The 14,893-nt window shown below is 51.7% G+C and carries 13 protein-coding genes; 4 read left to right on the top strand and 9 right to left on the bottom strand.

Going from position 1 to position 14,893, the window contains the following annotated elements; translation table 11 throughout:
• Positions 1-48: 48 nt before the first annotated feature.
• The 5 genes from AWR27_RS10205 to AWR27_RS10185 form a co-directional block, all read right to left on the bottom strand.
• Positions 49-621 (bottom strand): D-sedoheptulose-7-phosphate isomerase, encoded by a 573-nt coding sequence (locus AWR27_RS10205; RefSeq protein WP_077131083.1) that lies wholly within the window; start codon positions 619-621, stop codon positions 49-51.
• A gap of 19 nt (positions 622-640) precedes the next feature.
• Entirely contained in the window at positions 641-1,570 is a 930-nt protein-coding gene (locus tag AWR27_RS10200; RefSeq protein ID WP_077131082.1) for an ROK family protein, read from the bottom strand.
• Between the two features lie 61 nt (positions 1,571-1,631).
• Positions 1,632-3,614 carry an ArnT family glycosyltransferase gene (locus AWR27_RS10195; RefSeq protein WP_157579189.1) on the bottom strand — a complete coding sequence of 661 codons (1,983 nt, stop codon included), beginning with the start codon at positions 3,612-3,614 and terminating at the stop codon, positions 1,632-1,634.
• Positions 3,615-3,876: 262 nt separating this feature from the next.
• The gene (locus AWR27_RS10190) at positions 3,877-5,484 is read right to left on the bottom strand and encodes a hypothetical protein (protein WP_077131080.1); all 1,608 of its coding nucleotides are present in this window, start codon (positions 5,482-5,484) and stop codon (positions 3,877-3,879) included.
• 64 nt (positions 5,485-5,548) lie between these two features.
• Positions 5,549-6,421, bottom strand: a complete 873-nt coding sequence (locus AWR27_RS10185; protein WP_077131079.1) for a carbon-nitrogen hydrolase — start codon at positions 6,419-6,421, stop codon at positions 5,549-5,551.
• A gap of 176 nt (positions 6,422-6,597) precedes the next feature.
• Here AWR27_RS10185 and AWR27_RS10180 point away from each other — a divergent pair, with 176 nt between their 5' ends.
• The 3 genes from AWR27_RS10180 (at position 6,598) to AWR27_RS10170 (ending at position 8,466) form a co-directional block, all read left to right on the top strand.
• Positions 6,598-6,810 carry a hypothetical protein gene (locus AWR27_RS10180; protein WP_077131078.1) on the top strand — a complete coding sequence of 71 codons (213 nt, stop codon included), beginning with the start codon at positions 6,598-6,600 and terminating at the stop codon, positions 6,808-6,810.
• A gap of 138 nt (positions 6,811-6,948) precedes the next feature.
• A complete protein-coding gene (locus AWR27_RS10175) occupies positions 6,949-8,055 on the top strand; it encodes a Gfo/Idh/MocA family protein (RefSeq protein WP_077131077.1) in 1,107 nt (368 codons plus the stop codon).
• 180 nt (positions 8,056-8,235) lie between these two features.
• Complete coding sequence (locus AWR27_RS10170; protein WP_077131076.1) at positions 8,236-8,466, top strand: hypothetical protein; 231 nt, start codon at positions 8,236-8,238, stop codon at positions 8,464-8,466.
• A gap of 58 nt (positions 8,467-8,524) precedes the next feature.
• Here the strand turns inward: AWR27_RS10170 and AWR27_RS10165 are convergent, their stop codons facing one another.
• The 4 genes from AWR27_RS10165 to dprA form a co-directional block, all read right to left on the bottom strand.
• Complete coding sequence (locus tag AWR27_RS10165; protein ID WP_157579188.1) at positions 8,525-10,717, bottom strand: DUF5916 domain-containing protein; 2,193 nt, start codon at positions 10,715-10,717, stop codon at positions 8,525-8,527.
• A 187-nt stretch (positions 10,718-10,904) separates the two neighbouring features.
• The gene (locus AWR27_RS10160; RefSeq protein WP_077131075.1) at positions 10,905-11,345 is read right to left on the bottom strand and encodes a hypothetical protein; all 441 of its coding nucleotides are present in this window, start codon (positions 11,343-11,345) and stop codon (positions 10,905-10,907) included.
• Positions 11,346-11,393: 48 nt separating this feature from the next.
• A complete protein-coding gene (locus AWR27_RS25505) occupies positions 11,394-11,999 on the bottom strand; it encodes a class I SAM-dependent methyltransferase (RefSeq protein WP_077131074.1) in 606 nt (201 codons plus the stop codon).
• A 47-nt stretch (positions 12,000-12,046) separates the two neighbouring features.
• Positions 12,047-13,159, bottom strand: a complete 1,113-nt coding sequence (dprA, locus tag AWR27_RS10150; protein ID WP_077131073.1) for a DNA-processing protein DprA — start codon at positions 13,157-13,159, stop codon at positions 12,047-12,049.
• A gap of 214 nt (positions 13,160-13,373) precedes the next feature.
• Between dprA and AWR27_RS10145 the strand changes: the two genes are divergently transcribed.
• Positions 13,374-14,834 carry an alkaline phosphatase PhoX gene (locus tag AWR27_RS10145; protein WP_077131072.1) on the top strand — a complete coding sequence of 487 codons (1,461 nt, stop codon included), beginning with the start codon at positions 13,374-13,376 and terminating at the stop codon, positions 14,832-14,834.
• The last annotated feature ends 59 nt before the right edge of the window (positions 14,835-14,893 follow it).

Raw genomic sequence — 14,893 nt, 5'->3', positions numbered from 1 at the left:
GTGCGTCAGCAAAAACCATCCGGTCAGGAGACGCAACATCTTGCGTCTCTACTGTTCTATAAACGAATAGCAAATCATGTGGCAGATGGTCATCTGGGCATCTTCCACGCGGCCATAATGCGTGTCGTTGATGACAATAACTTCGTGCGCAATATCGGCCACGCGACCGCGCTTGCTGCCTACTAATCCAATGGTTGTCAGCCCATTGGTGTTGGCCCATTCAATAGCGTTGACGACGTTTGGCGAGTTGCCGCTTACGCTCAGTGTGAGCACCAGATCGCCGGGTTGGGCGTAGTTCTGAAGCTGGCGCAGATACACGTCTTCGTAGGCATAATCGTTACCAATGGCCGTTATCCACGAGAGATTTTCGTTCAGCGACAGGCACCGGAATCGCTTGCCGGGTTCCTGCTGACTCATACGGTCGGACGCGCTCTTGCCGAGGTCGGTGATAAAATGCGATACGTTTGATGCGCTGCCGCCATTGCCAAACGCAAAAAGTTGCCGCCCATCTTTCCAGCACTGGTGTACGAGACCAATCAGGTGTTCGACCCGGTCGAGCGGGATGGCGTCGTAAGCTGCCTTTTGCTGCTGAACGTAATTTTGGAGATAAGTCTGATTCATAATCGATTCAAAAAATTGCTTACTGTTGCCTGCTAATAGCTAACTGAAGTGCGCCTACCGGCACAGTATCTTCGCCGAGTTTCGCCAGCAGCACAACAGGTGGTTGAAACGCTTTCATCACAAAACGTGGAAGAGCCTGCCGCACCGCAGCCCGCAATGGTTCTCCTATGAGCGATAAGCCCCCACCCAGCACAATAGCGTCGGGATGAAACAGATGTACAACGTGCGAGAGGCCCAACGCCAATACCGAACCGACGTGTTCAATCAGCATTTTGGCAACCGGGTCGCCAGTTTCGTAGGCTGGATGCAGAAATTGAGCAGCGGCTTCGTCGGGCGACTTTTCTACCAATTTTTTCAGGACCGAATCAGCAGGTAATTGCGGCAACAGGCCCCGAATTTGCCGGTCAACGGCCCAGCCCGACACGGTTTGCTCGATGGTTTGTCCCGGCGAATCCGCGTCTGGCGGTACGAGCCACAGGTGCCCAATTTCGGCCTCTCCAGGGCTGGCTCCGTGGTAGAGTTTGCCATCTACCACCATCCCTCCGCCAACACCGCTGCCGAGCGTAACGTAAAACACATGCCGAAATCCCGTTGCCACACCTTGTCGGGCTTCGGCAAGAGCCGCTACGTTAGCGTCGTTTTCGATCTGTATGCTGGCACCTGGTGCGCGTTCGGCAAACCAGGACCTCAAGTCGAAGCCAGCCCAGCCGTTGACCTGATGCGAGGTGGCAATGCGGCCCGTCTGCCAATGGACTGGCCCACCGAAGCCCACGCCGATGGACTCAGGTGTTTCGGGCAACTGGCCGATAACCTGCTCGATAGTTGCCAAAATACCGGTAGCTCCCTGTGTCCTATCAACAGCATACCGAAATCGTTGGGTGATCGTATTCGATGCGTCGCTTGTTACTACTTGCAGCTTGGTGCCGCCAATTTCAATACCTACGTTCATGCCGTTCAAAAGAGCCACAAACTTAGCACAAATGTTGGCAGGTCGGCTCGGAGCTTACCGGTCAAAAGAGATAGACCCGCTCAGACGGACGCTTTAATTTGACAAGTATGAGTTTATCGGTTTTATAGACAGCAGCTACATTGCCGGGTTCTGTGCAGCGCAGGGCCGTGCCAATTTCGTCGGAAAGGATGTAGTTGTACCGAAATCGGCGATGGGTGTTTGACAGTGCGTTGAACTCGTGGCGGTAACGAATGTAGCGCATCTGAACAGGCTGGTTCAGTACGCGCCAATAGTGGTAAAAGCCATTTTCACCCAGGTAAGCAACCCCGATGTTTAGTACATCAGGTCCAATGTGCGGCAGCAGCTTACTATAACTCGTATAGTCGGCCAGATGATTAGCAAAGTAAGCCTCGGTCCGGCTTTTAGCGAGGATGCTGCCCTGTTTATCGTGCCAGAAATAAGCAACCGAGTCGAGTTTCTGGAAAATTGCCTGCCGTTCCCTATACGAATAGGTGTGCCGGATTGGGTAGATACTGGCAACTGATGTATCGTAGTAAGGGCCAAGCAGGTTTCTAAAACTCTTCGCATGACTACTATCCGGGGGTGAAATGTCGCGCGGAACATGAGCCACGAGCTTCTGAGAAACATAGCGCACCGGAATCAGCATTTTTGCCGGATTGCCGTAGACAATTACCACCGATAATAGTAGCATGGCAGTGCTTAGGTAAATTTCTCTCATACCTAAAAGCCGCCGAACAACGTAACCAATAACGACGCACCCAACAGCAAACAGCGGCATGTGCGTTCGCGAACTCCACAACTGGAATTTCACTAACGTGCAGAACAGAACGAATCCAAGCAGGGCCAGTATGAGCAGTATTTTTACGTCGCCATGATCCCGTCGTATGAACAAAAAAACGCTTGAAAGTAACAAAAGGCAGAAGTGAATCGTGTTCGGAACCATATCTTCCTGCATCGAAAAGCGGGCGTGATAGTGGTCCATCGTTATGGCTGGCTCGGTCAGCGAAACGCCCAGTGTACGATGCAACGCAACCATTCCCGAATCGATCTGACGGTTATAGGCACTGTAAGGGAGCCCTAGGTGTAGACCTACGTTCTTTAGCACATTGGCGGTCGTAAATGGGAGTGAATAGGTATCGCAGGAAAGTTTTTCAAGAGCCAGCCGTGTGCCGGGGCGGGGGCCAATTAGTGAGCCGTAAAGCTGGTAGTTACGATAAAAAAAAGAACCGAAAATTAGCCCGAACAACAAAAGTCCCATTGCGAGAATCCTTGCACTATACACGAAGCCGCGTTGCTTCAGCAGGTTTATCCCAAAGAAGACAGCAAACGGTAGGCCGAACATCAGGGCTGTGTATTTTGTGAAGCCCGCGAAAAACAGGGCCAGTAAACACCAGGCCATGACTTTGTAATCGTGGTGACGAATGGCCCGATACCCCAGCACAACGAAGCTAATGAACAAATAGCAGGTTATGTAGTCGTTCTGTGTGGTTGTGCTTTCAAATAAACCAATCGGTAAACTAAATAGTAACACACCGGCCAGAAACTGCCCGCGTACATTAAGCCCAAATTCTTTCGCCAGCAGACTAATACTTAACACCGCCCCAGTCATGGCACTAAACTGAATTAGGTTAACAAACTGATCGGAACCTGTGAGCAGACCCGTATGCATAACTACATACTCGGCGAACACGTTATGATACAATTGCGGGCCGTAGACCGTAGGGAAATGATCGAGGTTTTGGTTCCAGACCCAGAACAGAATCCGGTTCAGGTGGTAGTTGTGCGAATCTAAATTACTGGGTGGCGCGTAAAGGGCTAAAAAAAGCAGGGGCAAATAAAGCAGGACAAATCCCGCAACGGTCAGCCAGCGTACTGAATTCGGACAGCCATGCAACCGAAAAACAATGCTTAACTGCTTGACAAGTAATTGACGGTCATGCGGTTTTCGGAGCGACCAAAGCAGCGTACTTAGCCCAACCAGAACGCCAATCGACCAAAAGACGCAGGCGGTTTCGGCATTCATTCGTTGGAGGTATGAAAAAACTTCGTTGTAGCTGAAAACGGCTATACATAAAACAAGCGATGCATAAATAAAAGCCAGCCGGAATGCCGTAAAAGCACCGTGCTGGATGCTATTACGGTATAAAAACAATAGGAGAAAACAACAAAAAAGAGTAATAGTAGACAGAAATTCATGAAAAAGAGGATAAGCAAAAAACTAACTGAAATATATAGAGACTCTCACCAAAATGGTAGTCAACTAATAACCCGCTCTCGAAAGTGAGTTAACGTAAACGAGGCATAGTGGCCCGTCCCAGAAATATCTGATCGCCTGTTAGTCGTAAAGATGTATAAAATAGGTAACCATTTTGCACGTAACGCACCATCACGTTTGTAGTTTGGTCGGGCCGGGCATAGGCTTTCGTGGCGGCAATGAGAATCTGGTTGCCGTTGACAATAGCCCGCACAAACGGCAGATCACGGGTCTTTAACTGATTGGCATTATACTGTACCCACGTTTTACCCCCGTCATACGAACAGTCTGTCGCTTCGTTCAGGTAGGTCTCACGGCCATTAAACAGGTCGCTGTGGTGTCTGAACAGCCGCCAGAGACCGTGAACGTAGTGTTCATAACAGGCATAAATACGGTCGTTGCCGAGGTTCTGACGGGCAGGGTCGGCAGGGGTCGACTGGTCGGGGAGGAGGTCGATGTGGTCGTCCCAGAACAACACCCCGTAAGCACCTGTGAACCAGAAAAAAACGGCCATTCCTTCGGCTACGGTAGGTGGGTTGGGGTGTTCAGCTTTGGCACTTTTATTGAACTTGTCGTTCTGCGTGTTGAACAGCCAATGCCAGGCCATACGCGGTTTGGCCGACAGTTGCCGGTTTACCTCCTGCTCGCCCAGTAGCGCGGCCAGCCAGTGCCGCGACCGGTTGCCGGTATGGTCGATGCTGTAGTCAAATTCGGGGTAGAGATAATACGTGCCAGGCATCTGAAAATCGACATAATCGGCGAACGATTTGCCCAGAATGTCGTCGGGCATGCCACGCTCTCGGCTGGTGGCGGTATGGCGGGCAGGGGTGTTCCAGAGCCAGTCGGGTTGGGCGGTGTAATCCTGAGCGCGGGAGTAACCGTAACTATTATGCGGCACCGGGGCAATTGATCCGAGTTTGGTTTGCGGACTAATGCGCCCCCGAATCGTTTTTGCCATAAACGTATACAGGTTGACCTGCTCCTGCCGGTTAAACACCGGAGTTGGGTCGTTCTCGATGTCAAGCACAATATGCCCAAACGTGCTTTGATGCCCCGTAGGTGGACAATCGCCGAAACCAACGCAGGCTCCCGACAACTCGTGGCAAGCCTGATGCAACGTGTTTCGGCTCGCTGGTGCGCCGGGCAAGGTTTTGTATACCGTCTCGCTGGCCTTCAATGAGTTAGCCGCCCACGGTAAACCAAACGAGTCCCGAAAATAATTCTGGTATAGAATAACAGCCCGCTGACTGGGCTTCAGCGAACTGCGCCAGCCCGGTGGTGGGTTGTCGGTCGGCCAATGTTCAATTTCAGCGATCATGTGCGTTTGATTGACCGCCGAAAAGCCGCGCCGAAACAGTTTATCACGATCCTGCCGAACGTGCAGGTTGCGCCCGGCCCCACAGAAAATCAGAGCTTTAGAAGCAGGCAACGTAAAATCGCTAACAACGTCGATGTTGTAGTAGCCTTTGCGGGTTGTGGGCGTAAACCGGGCGCGGGGCGTGGGTGTCAGGGGTGTTTGCGCAGGCAACGGTCCGCCCAATGCTACCGGCCTGGGATTGGGAGGTTGCTGCAAAATGTGGTAAGCAGCGATTGCCAGCCAGACCAGCGCAATCAGCGAAAGGGTACGGACAATAGGCATATCGATGAGTAGAGCGGCTGGAAAGCCGCCGATCTATTAGGAACAAAGCGGCTTTCCAGCCGCCCTACTCGTCGATATACCGCTTAGTGATAGGCTGGTACGAGTCGATGCGCCGGTCGCGGAAGTAGGGCCAGGTAGTCCGGTATTTGTCGGATAATGCCAGGTCAATCGATTGAACATGAACCACTTCCTCTTCGTGGGGGGCCAAGTACAACAGCGACCCGAACGGATTAGCTACGAATGAGCCGCCCCAGAACTGCTGCCCGTTCTCTTCGCCGACGCGGTTCACCGATACCACATGAACGCCGTTGGCAATGGCGTGGCTCCGCTGAATGGTTTGCCAGGCGTTGTATTGTTCGGTATTCTGAGCGGGATCGGGTTCGGTAGTGTCCCAGCCGATGGCCGTAGGGTAGAAGAGAACTTCAGCACCCATCAGGCTTGTGATACGGGCCGCTTCAGGATACCACTGATCCCAGCAGATCAGTACACCGATACGGGCAAATTTGGTATCAAAAACTTTGTAGCCAAGATCGCCGGGCGTAAAGTAAAACTTCTCGTAGTAGCCCGGATCATCGGGAATGTGCATTTTCCGGTATTTGCCCAGATACGTACCGTCGGCATCGAGCACGGCGGTGGTGTTATGATATAGCCCCTGTGCCCGTTTCTCGAACAGCGACGCAATAATGACAACATTCAATTCACCCGCCAGGTTGCCCAACCGCTCGGTAGTAGGGCCAGGAATAGCCTCGGCCAGACTGAAATTGTGGTGGTCTTCTACATCGCAGAAATACAGCGACGTAAACAGTTCCTGCAAACAAACAATCTGTGCGCCCTGCTGTGCGGCTTCGCGGATGCGGGCAATGGCTTTCTGGATATTCGACTCTACATCGGCGGTGCAACTCATCTGTACCAGCCCGATATTGACGTTCTTTGACATATTGCAAAAGTAGAGCGTTCAGGTAAAAGAACGCCAATCTTCAACAAAAGTCTTAGCCGGTGGGTTCGTGGAAAATATGGTGTTAAGATACAAAGATGAACGTTGACATGCCAGTTTCTTGGGCTGTTGATTTGTAAATGCAGTCAATTGACTAACTTCACAAAAAAGCTAAAAACATGGTTGCTCCTCCTAAATTGACCAATTTGCAAATCGAATTGTTGCAAACCTTTGCTTATCCATTGGCTGATGAGCAGCTTACAGAGATTCGCCAGCTCTTAGCACAGTATTTTCTGAATAAAGCCGATGCCGAAATGGAGAAACTTTGCCAGGAGAATGGGTGGAATGAAGATACTATCGAATCTTGGGCCAAAGGCCACGGGTGGTGCTGATTATATTCTTACCTATGACGGCCACTTCAATATAGTAAAAGAACTCCCTTTTCCCAAAATAGGGGTTTTTACGCCAGATGAGTTTTTGTCCTTATTAGCTAACGAATCATAGTAATACACTGAAGAACAAGCCGAAACATGACCTCTTCCCGCAGACACTTCCTCCAGACCGCATCCCTCATCAGCGCAGCCGCAACGTTTTCGCCCAATGTGTTGCTGGCCGCTACAGGTCCGAAAAAAGACCGGCTCGGCGTGGCCCTCGTGGGGCTGGGCTATTACAGCACCGACCTGCTGGCTCCCGCTTTGCAGCAGACCAAAAACTGCTACCTCGCCGGTATCGTGACCGGAACGCCCGGCAAGGCTGAAGCCTGGAAAAAGAAATACAACATCCCCGACAAAAACATCTATTCGTACCAGACGTTCGACCAGATTGCCAATAACCCCGACATCGACGTGGTGTACGTGGTGCTGCCCCCGTCGATGCACGAGGAATACGTGGTGCGGGCGGCTCGTGCTGGAAAACACGTTTGGGTAGAAAAGCCGATGGCCGTAACGGCGAAAGAGTGCCAGAACATGATCGATGCCTGCGCCAAAAATAAACGCTCACTGACGGTAGGCTACCGGCTGCATCACGAACCCAACACGCAGGAATACGTAAAGGCCCTGCGCGATGGAAAAATCGGTAAAATTCAGATGGTTAGCTGCTCGGCAGGCTATTATGACGGACGCACTGATCACTGGAAACAGAAAAAAGAAATGGGCGGAGGTGTCATGTACGACATGGGCGTATATGTATTGCAGGGTGCCCGTTTAGCCACTGGCGAAGAACCTATTGCCGTAACCGCCCAGCAGTTCACGACCCGCCCCGACGTCTACAAAAATGGTCTTGACGAAACCACGATGGCGCAACTGATTTTTCCAAGTGGAGCGCGGGCGGCTGTGCAAACGAGCTATGGCATGAATATGAACTTCCTGCACGTAACGGGCGATAAAGGCACGTTGCGCATGGAACCTTATTCGCCCTATAACGGGGTGAAAGGCGAATTTATGGGGAAATCCAGCGGCAGTATCAATCACCCGTATGACGTACCCTGGCAGCAGGCAAAGCAAATGGACGACGATGCCGAAGCGATCCTGAAAAACAAACCCGTGCTGGTGCCCGGCGAAGAAGGTCTGCGCGACATTAAAATCGTTGAAGCAATCTATCAGGCCGCCCGCACAGGCCGTGAAGTGAAAATCAGCTAAAAATTTTTCAGGTTCGCCCATGCATGGGCGAACCTGAAACTCATTGGTACGTAATGCGTTGGTATACTTTATGTTTTAGTTGTAATAGGGTGCTGTTTTTTGTGTAGCATATAAACTCTGTCACTGGGTTTGTGTAAGGGCCGGGTTTTCGCTTATTTCGCTTGTCAACCCCAACTGCTTATGAAGCCCGCCGATTTTACTCAGCTTGCGCCCCAACAACAACTCGACACGCTTTACTTCGCGGGCGACATTTTAGCCAATCGCTACGAAGGTGATCACATTTTTTTGCTGTATAGTCTCAAAAACTTCTACGTCGAATTGCAATACGACGCCTATCGCAGCAATCTCCAGCAAGTAGCAGTCTTCAACGACACCGACCGGCTGGAGCCGTATTTGCCGTATTTAGCATGAAGCTTTGATTAGCGGGCGAATTAATTCGCCCGCTAATCAAAGCTTCATGCGCTCTTCCCTACACATTCAGCCAGTACGACAGTTTTATTACCAATGCCCGGTTTTTGCTGGCAAACGAACTGGGAAAATAATTTTCCTGATACACCACAAATAAGTCCGAAACAGGCGCGTATCGCCATTGCAGGCGCGTGTTCAGCAGCGTATTGTTGGTTTGGTTGTTAAACTGAACGAACGTAGTCCAGAACAGCTTACGCGAGAAGGTCAGGTCTAAGCGCGGGCCAATCAGCCAGAGTCTGGCCGAATTATACGGTTCAGGTAGCCGAATATTATTATGCTCGGCTGAGATGCCAAACGAACCGTAGGGCTGGAACCGGTAGTTGAGTACGGCCTGAGCATTGGTATTACGTCCGTTGAAGAAGCCACCTGTCCAGCCTTCGGCCTGTAGCGTAAGCAGCTTGCGCCGGTCGCTGTTTATAAACCAGAATCCGCCCCGTTGTCGGTAGTTGGTGCTGGCGGGCAGTTTCTCGCCACCTAAGTTCGTCGGATCGAACGGAAAAAACAGGTACGTGAACAGGTTGTAGTACCCTCCGCCAAACTCCATTGTATTTTTCAGCGCGAAATTGTAGCCGTAGAATAATTCCCGGTCGAGCAATTTACCGGTTAAATCCCGATAAAGGGTTGTTTCAAGCTGTGGGCCGTGACTCACGAGCCACCGGTTGTTTTCGGGATAGAAGGTGTACTGCGCCTGCGGAAAAAAGCCCCACTGCCCGCGCCGGGCCACAAAGCCCACGTCGTTGATGTTATAGTGTGCCCCGATGTATTCGTGCGCCCACTCCAGCGTCAGGTTGCGGCTTGTGTAGTTCAAAAACAGGCCGTGAGCCGCGCTTTCGAGGGGTTTGCCTTCCAGGTCAGACCGGAATGCCTTGTGGCCCCATACCTTACCGCTCCAGCGGTTATCGTCGGTCAGTAAATTAAATTCGGCCCCGGCAACGCGGGTGTAGCGCGATGCCGTTGGGCTTGCCCCTTCGCCATCGCGGTTGACGAAAAAGCCCACTACGTTCGAGCGCGTAAACACCTGCCGCTGCACAATTCCGACGGTATAATTCTGAGGTGTGATACCCCGGCTGTTTTGCCGGGCCGTTTGCGTATTCAGCAACCCGATGCGCCAGTTTTTATCGATTTTGCCGCTTAGTCGTGCGCCGTACAGAATCGGATTCTGCACAATAACGCCCGTGTTTGTGTCGCGCCCGATGCCGATGCGCCGACTGAAAAACGGGCGGGACTGCTCAAAACCGAGGTTGGCGAACAAGTCATTGTTTTCTAAGAAAAACTGCCGCCGTTCGGGGAAGAAAATTTCGAATCGTTCGAGGTTCGTAACCTGCTGATCGACTTCGACCTGCGAGAAGTCGGGATTTACGGTCAGGTCGAGATTGAGCGAGGGCGTAATGGCAATTTTAGCGTCGAAGCCAATGCCGCCCGCGAGCCGCCTGCTGCCACCTTCGCCCCGGTAGTCGTCGAGCCGACCACTGACGTAGGGAATCAGGGATATGTTTGGTCCGGCGTTGGGCAGGGGCGTGGCAAACCGCACCGTGTCGGCAAAAGCTAATGCCGAAATGCGGTAGGCAATGGGCACGCGTCGCCACGAAGTACGCTGGTTATTTTTGAGGTCGTGCCGCGCAAAATTCATCAGGAACCAGTCAGGATCTTTCCGGTAACGGATGCTCTTGAGCGGAATCATCAGTTCGGCCTGCCAGCGGTCGGGAAATGTTTTTACTGCCGACCGCCACTTGTTGTCCCATTCCGGGGCCACGCGCTCGCCGTTGAACATTTGCCCTTCGCGCTCTACGCCGAGGGGCGTTACGTTGAAGGTAAAACCATTGGTGCGGTCGCCGAAAGGGTCGAGGTAAACCGTAAAATTATCGTTCTGATCCCATTCCCAATCCCGGCGCAGCGACGATGCTATGAACCGTTTTTCAGGATTTTTATCGAAGCACACCACTGCTACGTACAGATGCCCGTTGTCGTAGGTCATGCGCACGTCGGTGCGGTTGAGGGCGGGCATAGTATCGTTCGGGAAATTCTGAATAAAATTACCCGCAACCTCCGCCCGCTGCCAGACCGACTCCGTCAGGTTGCCATCGACCCGAATCAACGAATCGGTGGGCAAAACACGCAGCGATTGTGCAAAAAGTGTGGTAGATACGCACAGACTGACCAGCAGCCATGCGCCATAACGTAGATGATGAAGCATAAAGACAAGTTGAACTGGAACCAATGAATAGTTGATCAGAATCCGTTGGCAACGGCAAAACGGCCCATGCCGGGTTGCACGGATAAACGGTGTATAAAACAACCGGGCGGCTAATCAGTAGAAGCGTATCATTGGCGTAAGGCGTTGACGGGGCAAATGTAAGGGGGCAATTGTCGATTCGCAAATGTTAGAAACCCGACGTTGTCGTTACGGTATTTTCGTTAAAAAGTTCGAGAGTTTGACGGGGCATTTGATAGTTAGCGTACAGGAATTTACCATTCATAGCCCTGATTTTCAAGATAGGGTTATTGCCGAACACCGGCACCGTGCCGTTCATAGTCAGGTACAAATGAGTCCGTCGGCTGAGCATCTGCCCACTTTTAAAAATTTTGATCCGCTCCTGATACACTTTAATAAACGTTCCATTGACGGCTCTAAGGCCAACAATCCGCGATTTGCGCCCGCGTTTCATACTTCGCCCCCGGTACACTGAAATCAGGCTCCGCAACGAATCTTCCCGCTGTAGAATCTTGGTTTTTAGGTCGGCGGGTGTGAACTGTTTTTGTGCGTGGGTGGTGGTAGCGAATGAATAGAAAACGCAAAACAAAACGACTGATGCTAATTTCATCTGTGTAGTGGTGGTTTCTGTTACATCCTACCTATCTCAAACCGAGGATTACTCGATCTTAAAAATAGTAGATGTTTCAATCGTGGAATCCTGTTCAGTGGTGGCCTCACAGTAACCTAATAGTGTAAAGGGTACGTAGGTAATAAACTCCTGAAGGTTTGTAAAATAATCAGTGCCGTATTTCTGTGAGCCTTTGTAAAACACAAGATTGTGAATGAAGTATTTACCCGCGAAATGTTCTTTCATACGGGCGAACAAATCGTTTAGGTCGGGCAAGATGTACCAGGTTATCTCAGCAAACAGAATGGCATCGAGGTGTTTATAGTTCGCCAGATTCTGCACCGTATCGACGTTGAAACGCAGGTGCGGAAATAGTGTTTTGGCCTTTTCAACGGCGGTAGGCGATATTTCGATGCCTTCGGGAATGATGCCCGTTTGCTGGTAAATGGCTTCGGCGTAATAGCCCAGCCCGCTGCCGCATTCCAGCACCGACCGAATGCCATACTTCTGAAGGTGAAAAATTCCTGCCTGCCGCGAATAGGGGTTCGGTTGACGGTCCTGCATCCAGGGCTGATCGAATTTCTGGTACATTTCCTCGAATTTGCCGACGAACTGACCATTGCTGATGACGTAGTCGTGATAGGTTTCCTGCATACCACGATAACGTAATGTGACCGTTAATGTTAGATTAAAAAATGTTGTTACACATATACAGCAGCATATTTCTTTCCCGGTAGTGACCGCACAAACCCCCGAAATTCTAAATTAAGCAGCAGCGACGCCAGCCGACCCATCGGAATCTGGCTTTTCCAGCTAATGTCGTCAATGTGCCAGTCGGTAGCCTGCCGCAACAGTGCCAATATCTGACTTTCGTCGTCGGTCAGGTCGGAGGGTAGGGGTGGTGCCTGATTTTTCCGGGTTGGCTGGTCAATGGGCGTATCCCAGTTCAGGGTTTCGATCAGGTCATGCGGGCTGGTGTAAATCTGCGCTTTGTTCTCGCGAATCAGTTTGTTGCAGCCTGCCGAAAATGCCTGCGTCAGTTGGCCCGGCACGGCGAACACCTCGCGGTGGTAGTTGTTGGCGTATTCGGCGGTGATGAGTGCCCCGCCTTTTGCGGCTGCTTCGACCACCACAATGGCATCGCTCAGGCCCGCGATAATGCGATTTCGGGCCGGAAACAGGTGCGCGTCGGGTTTGGTGCCGGGAATGCTCTCGGTTAGCAAACCACCGAGTACCAGCATTTCCTGCGCCGTTTTATAGTGCACGTTCGGATAAATAATGTCAAGCCCGCTTGCCATCACGCCAATGGTGGGCAGCACATGGGCCAAACTGGCGCGGTGGGCGGCAATGTCGATGCCATAAGCCAGCCCGCTAATGACCGACACGCTGTAGGGGGCAAGTGCTTCGATGATCTCGTTTGTAACGCGCCGACCGTATTCGGTGGCCTGCCGGGTGCCTACCAGTCCAATAGTGCGCGGAGCATTGAGGTTGCCCGACCCCTGAAAATAGAGCAGGGCAGGGGCATCGTAAAGGGTTTTGAGCCGGGCCGGATAGTTTTTGTCGGTATAAAACAGAGCCGATGCGCCGAGCGTATCCAACCGTTTTAAAACCTGTTCGGCCTGATTCTGGGTGTCGGATTTGAGGATGGCGCGGGCCGTAACCTCGCCAATGCCCGGCACTTTCAGCAACTTGCCCAACGGCGACCGAAACACTTCGTCGGGTGAGCCGCAATAGCTAACTAATTGGCGGATAAGAATACTACCCAGACCAGGAACAAGCGTCAGGGCAACGGCAGATTGAGAAGATGCAGTCACGGTTGGACAAACGAAAACGTAAGAATCGGTTGCAATCTTACTAATTTTCCCGTCAGCAACGGCGTGTGAAGCCAATAAGTTAGGCGAGGCATCATCAATTAAGTGTTATCGTTTCTTCACAAATGATAGTAGTTTGGTAAAAATGGCGTCATAGTCAGGTAAAATTGACGAGGTACTTTTGTGGGAAAATCAGTTGATAAAAATAATCAACCTAATGCGAACGAACAAACTTTTACTGTCCTCTACTGCATTGCTCTCGCTGTTCATGGCGGTAGCCTGTAACACCGAAGAGAACCCAACGACTACGCCTACATCGCCGGTTGTATTCAAAGACTATTCGGTGAACCCGTCGCTGGTGAAAACGCTGCCCGGTTTCGAGAATCTCCAGGTCAACACGCTTATTAGCTCAGACGACAAACTGGCTGGTTCGCCCGATTTTATCTTCGGTGCACAGCCCGACGGTGCGGCTCTTATGAAAGACCCTGCTGGTGATGGCTATATTCTGATCAACAACCACGAGATTCACCGGGCCGTGTCGCGGGTGTACCTCGACAAAACATTCCAGCCCACCAAAGGTGAATACATCGTTGATGGCGAGGGTGGTCAGTGGCGGTTATGTTCGGCAACGCTGGCTACGCCCGCCGAGCATGGTTTCGGTCCGGTGTTTCTGACGGCGGGCGAGAGCGGTGCCGAATCATTAGTACACGCCATTAGCCCGACCGGCCCTGCCGACAAGAAAAACAAAGACCGCGTACTGCCTGCACTGGGCCGGGCGTCGATGGAGAACGCTGTGCCACTGCCGAAAGACGCATTCCCCGGCAAAACGGTGATCATCATTGGTGAAGACGACGGTAACGGCCAATTATTGGCTTATGTATCGAACACGGTAGGTGATCTGCAAAACGGTAAGCTCTACTTCCTGCGCACGAAAAACCAGGACCCTATCGAGACAAATCTGAAAGTAGGTCAAACTTATGATGTAGAGTTTGTGGAGGTCGACAACGTAAAAACTTCGACCGGCGTACAGATTGCCGCTCAGTCGGTAACGAAGAAGGCCATTCAGTTTGCCCGTGTTGAAGACATCGACTATCGCAAAGGCAGTGCTGCGGCTGCCCGCGAGGTGTATTTCACCGCTACGGGGGTGAGCGAGAATGACAAAAAGACGCCGGTAGCCGGTAAAACGATGTGGGGCCGGGTGTACAAACTCGTGATGGATGCTGCCAACCCGCTGACGGGTAAACTGACGCCCGTTATCGACGGGGGCGTAAATCCAGGCAACAGCATCGTGAACCCCGATAACCTCTGCGTAACGGACAACTTCGTGTATATTCAGGAAGACGGCGATTCGTTCTACTTAGATACCAAGCACGATGGCCGCATCTGGCAGTTCAACATCGCTACAAACGAGAACAAGCCAATGATCGAAATGAATCACCGCCGGGGTGATGCTACGTTTGAAGCCAAGTATAACTCAGTGAACTCGAAGAACCTGAGTTCGTGGGAATACGGTGCCATGTTCGACATTTCGGACCTCGTTGGTACGCCCAACACGTTTTTGGTAAACCTGCACCCCCACACCTGGCAGGAAGATAAGTTTAAAGACGCTGATGGCTCGAAAGTGTCGGGCAATCGTGAAGGCGGTCAGGTTGTGATTGTGCGCGGCATTGCCAAGTAAGCCCAGTTCATCATAAACGTATAGCCCTCTGCCCCGCCGGGCGGAGGGTTCTTTTCTAT

The organism is Spirosoma montaniterrae, from assembly GCF_001988955.1.
Taxonomy (GTDB): Bacteria; Bacteroidota; Bacteroidia; order Cytophagales; family Spirosomataceae; genus Spirosoma; species Spirosoma montaniterrae.
This window is presented reverse-complemented; position numbering and strand designations above follow the sequence as displayed.

Coding starts and splice junctions, on each gene's coding strand:
- AWR27_RS10190 (WP_077131080.1), bottom strand. CDS start 5,484: ATGCCTATTGTCCGTACCCTTTCGCTGATTGCGCTGGTCTGGCTGGCA.
- AWR27_RS10205 (WP_077131083.1), bottom strand. CDS start 621: ATGAATCAGACTTATCTCCAAAATTACGTTCAGCAGCAAAAGGCAGCT.
- AWR27_RS25505 (WP_077131074.1), bottom strand. CDS start 11,999: ATGCAGGAAACCTATCACGACTACGTCATCAGCAATGGTCAGTTCGTC.
- AWR27_RS10180 (WP_077131078.1), top strand. CDS start 6,598: ATGGTTGCTCCTCCTAAATTGACCAATTTGCAAATCGAATTGTTGCAA.
- AWR27_RS10165 (WP_157579188.1), bottom strand. CDS start 10,717: ATGCTTCATCATCTACGTTATGGCGCATGGCTGCTGGTCAGTCTGTGC.
- AWR27_RS10195 (WP_157579189.1), bottom strand. CDS start 3,614: ATGAATGCCGAAACCGCCTGCGTCTTTTGGTCGATTGGCGTTCTGGTT.
- AWR27_RS10200 (WP_077131082.1), bottom strand. CDS start 1,570: ATGAACGTAGGTATTGAAATTGGCGGCACCAAGCTGCAAGTAGTAACA.
- AWR27_RS10175 (WP_077131077.1), top strand. CDS start 6,949: ATGACCTCTTCCCGCAGACACTTCCTCCAGACCGCATCCCTCATCAGC.
- AWR27_RS10160 (WP_077131075.1), bottom strand. CDS start 11,345: ATGAAATTAGCATCAGTCGTTTTGTTTTGCGTTTTCTATTCATTCGCT.
- AWR27_RS10170 (WP_077131076.1), top strand. CDS start 8,236: ATGAAGCCCGCCGATTTTACTCAGCTTGCGCCCCAACAACAACTCGAC.
- AWR27_RS10145 (WP_077131072.1), top strand. CDS start 13,374: ATGCGAACGAACAAACTTTTACTGTCCTCTACTGCATTGCTCTCGCTG.
- AWR27_RS10185 (WP_077131079.1), bottom strand. CDS start 6,421: ATGTCAAAGAACGTCAATATCGGGCTGGTACAGATGAGTTGCACCGCC.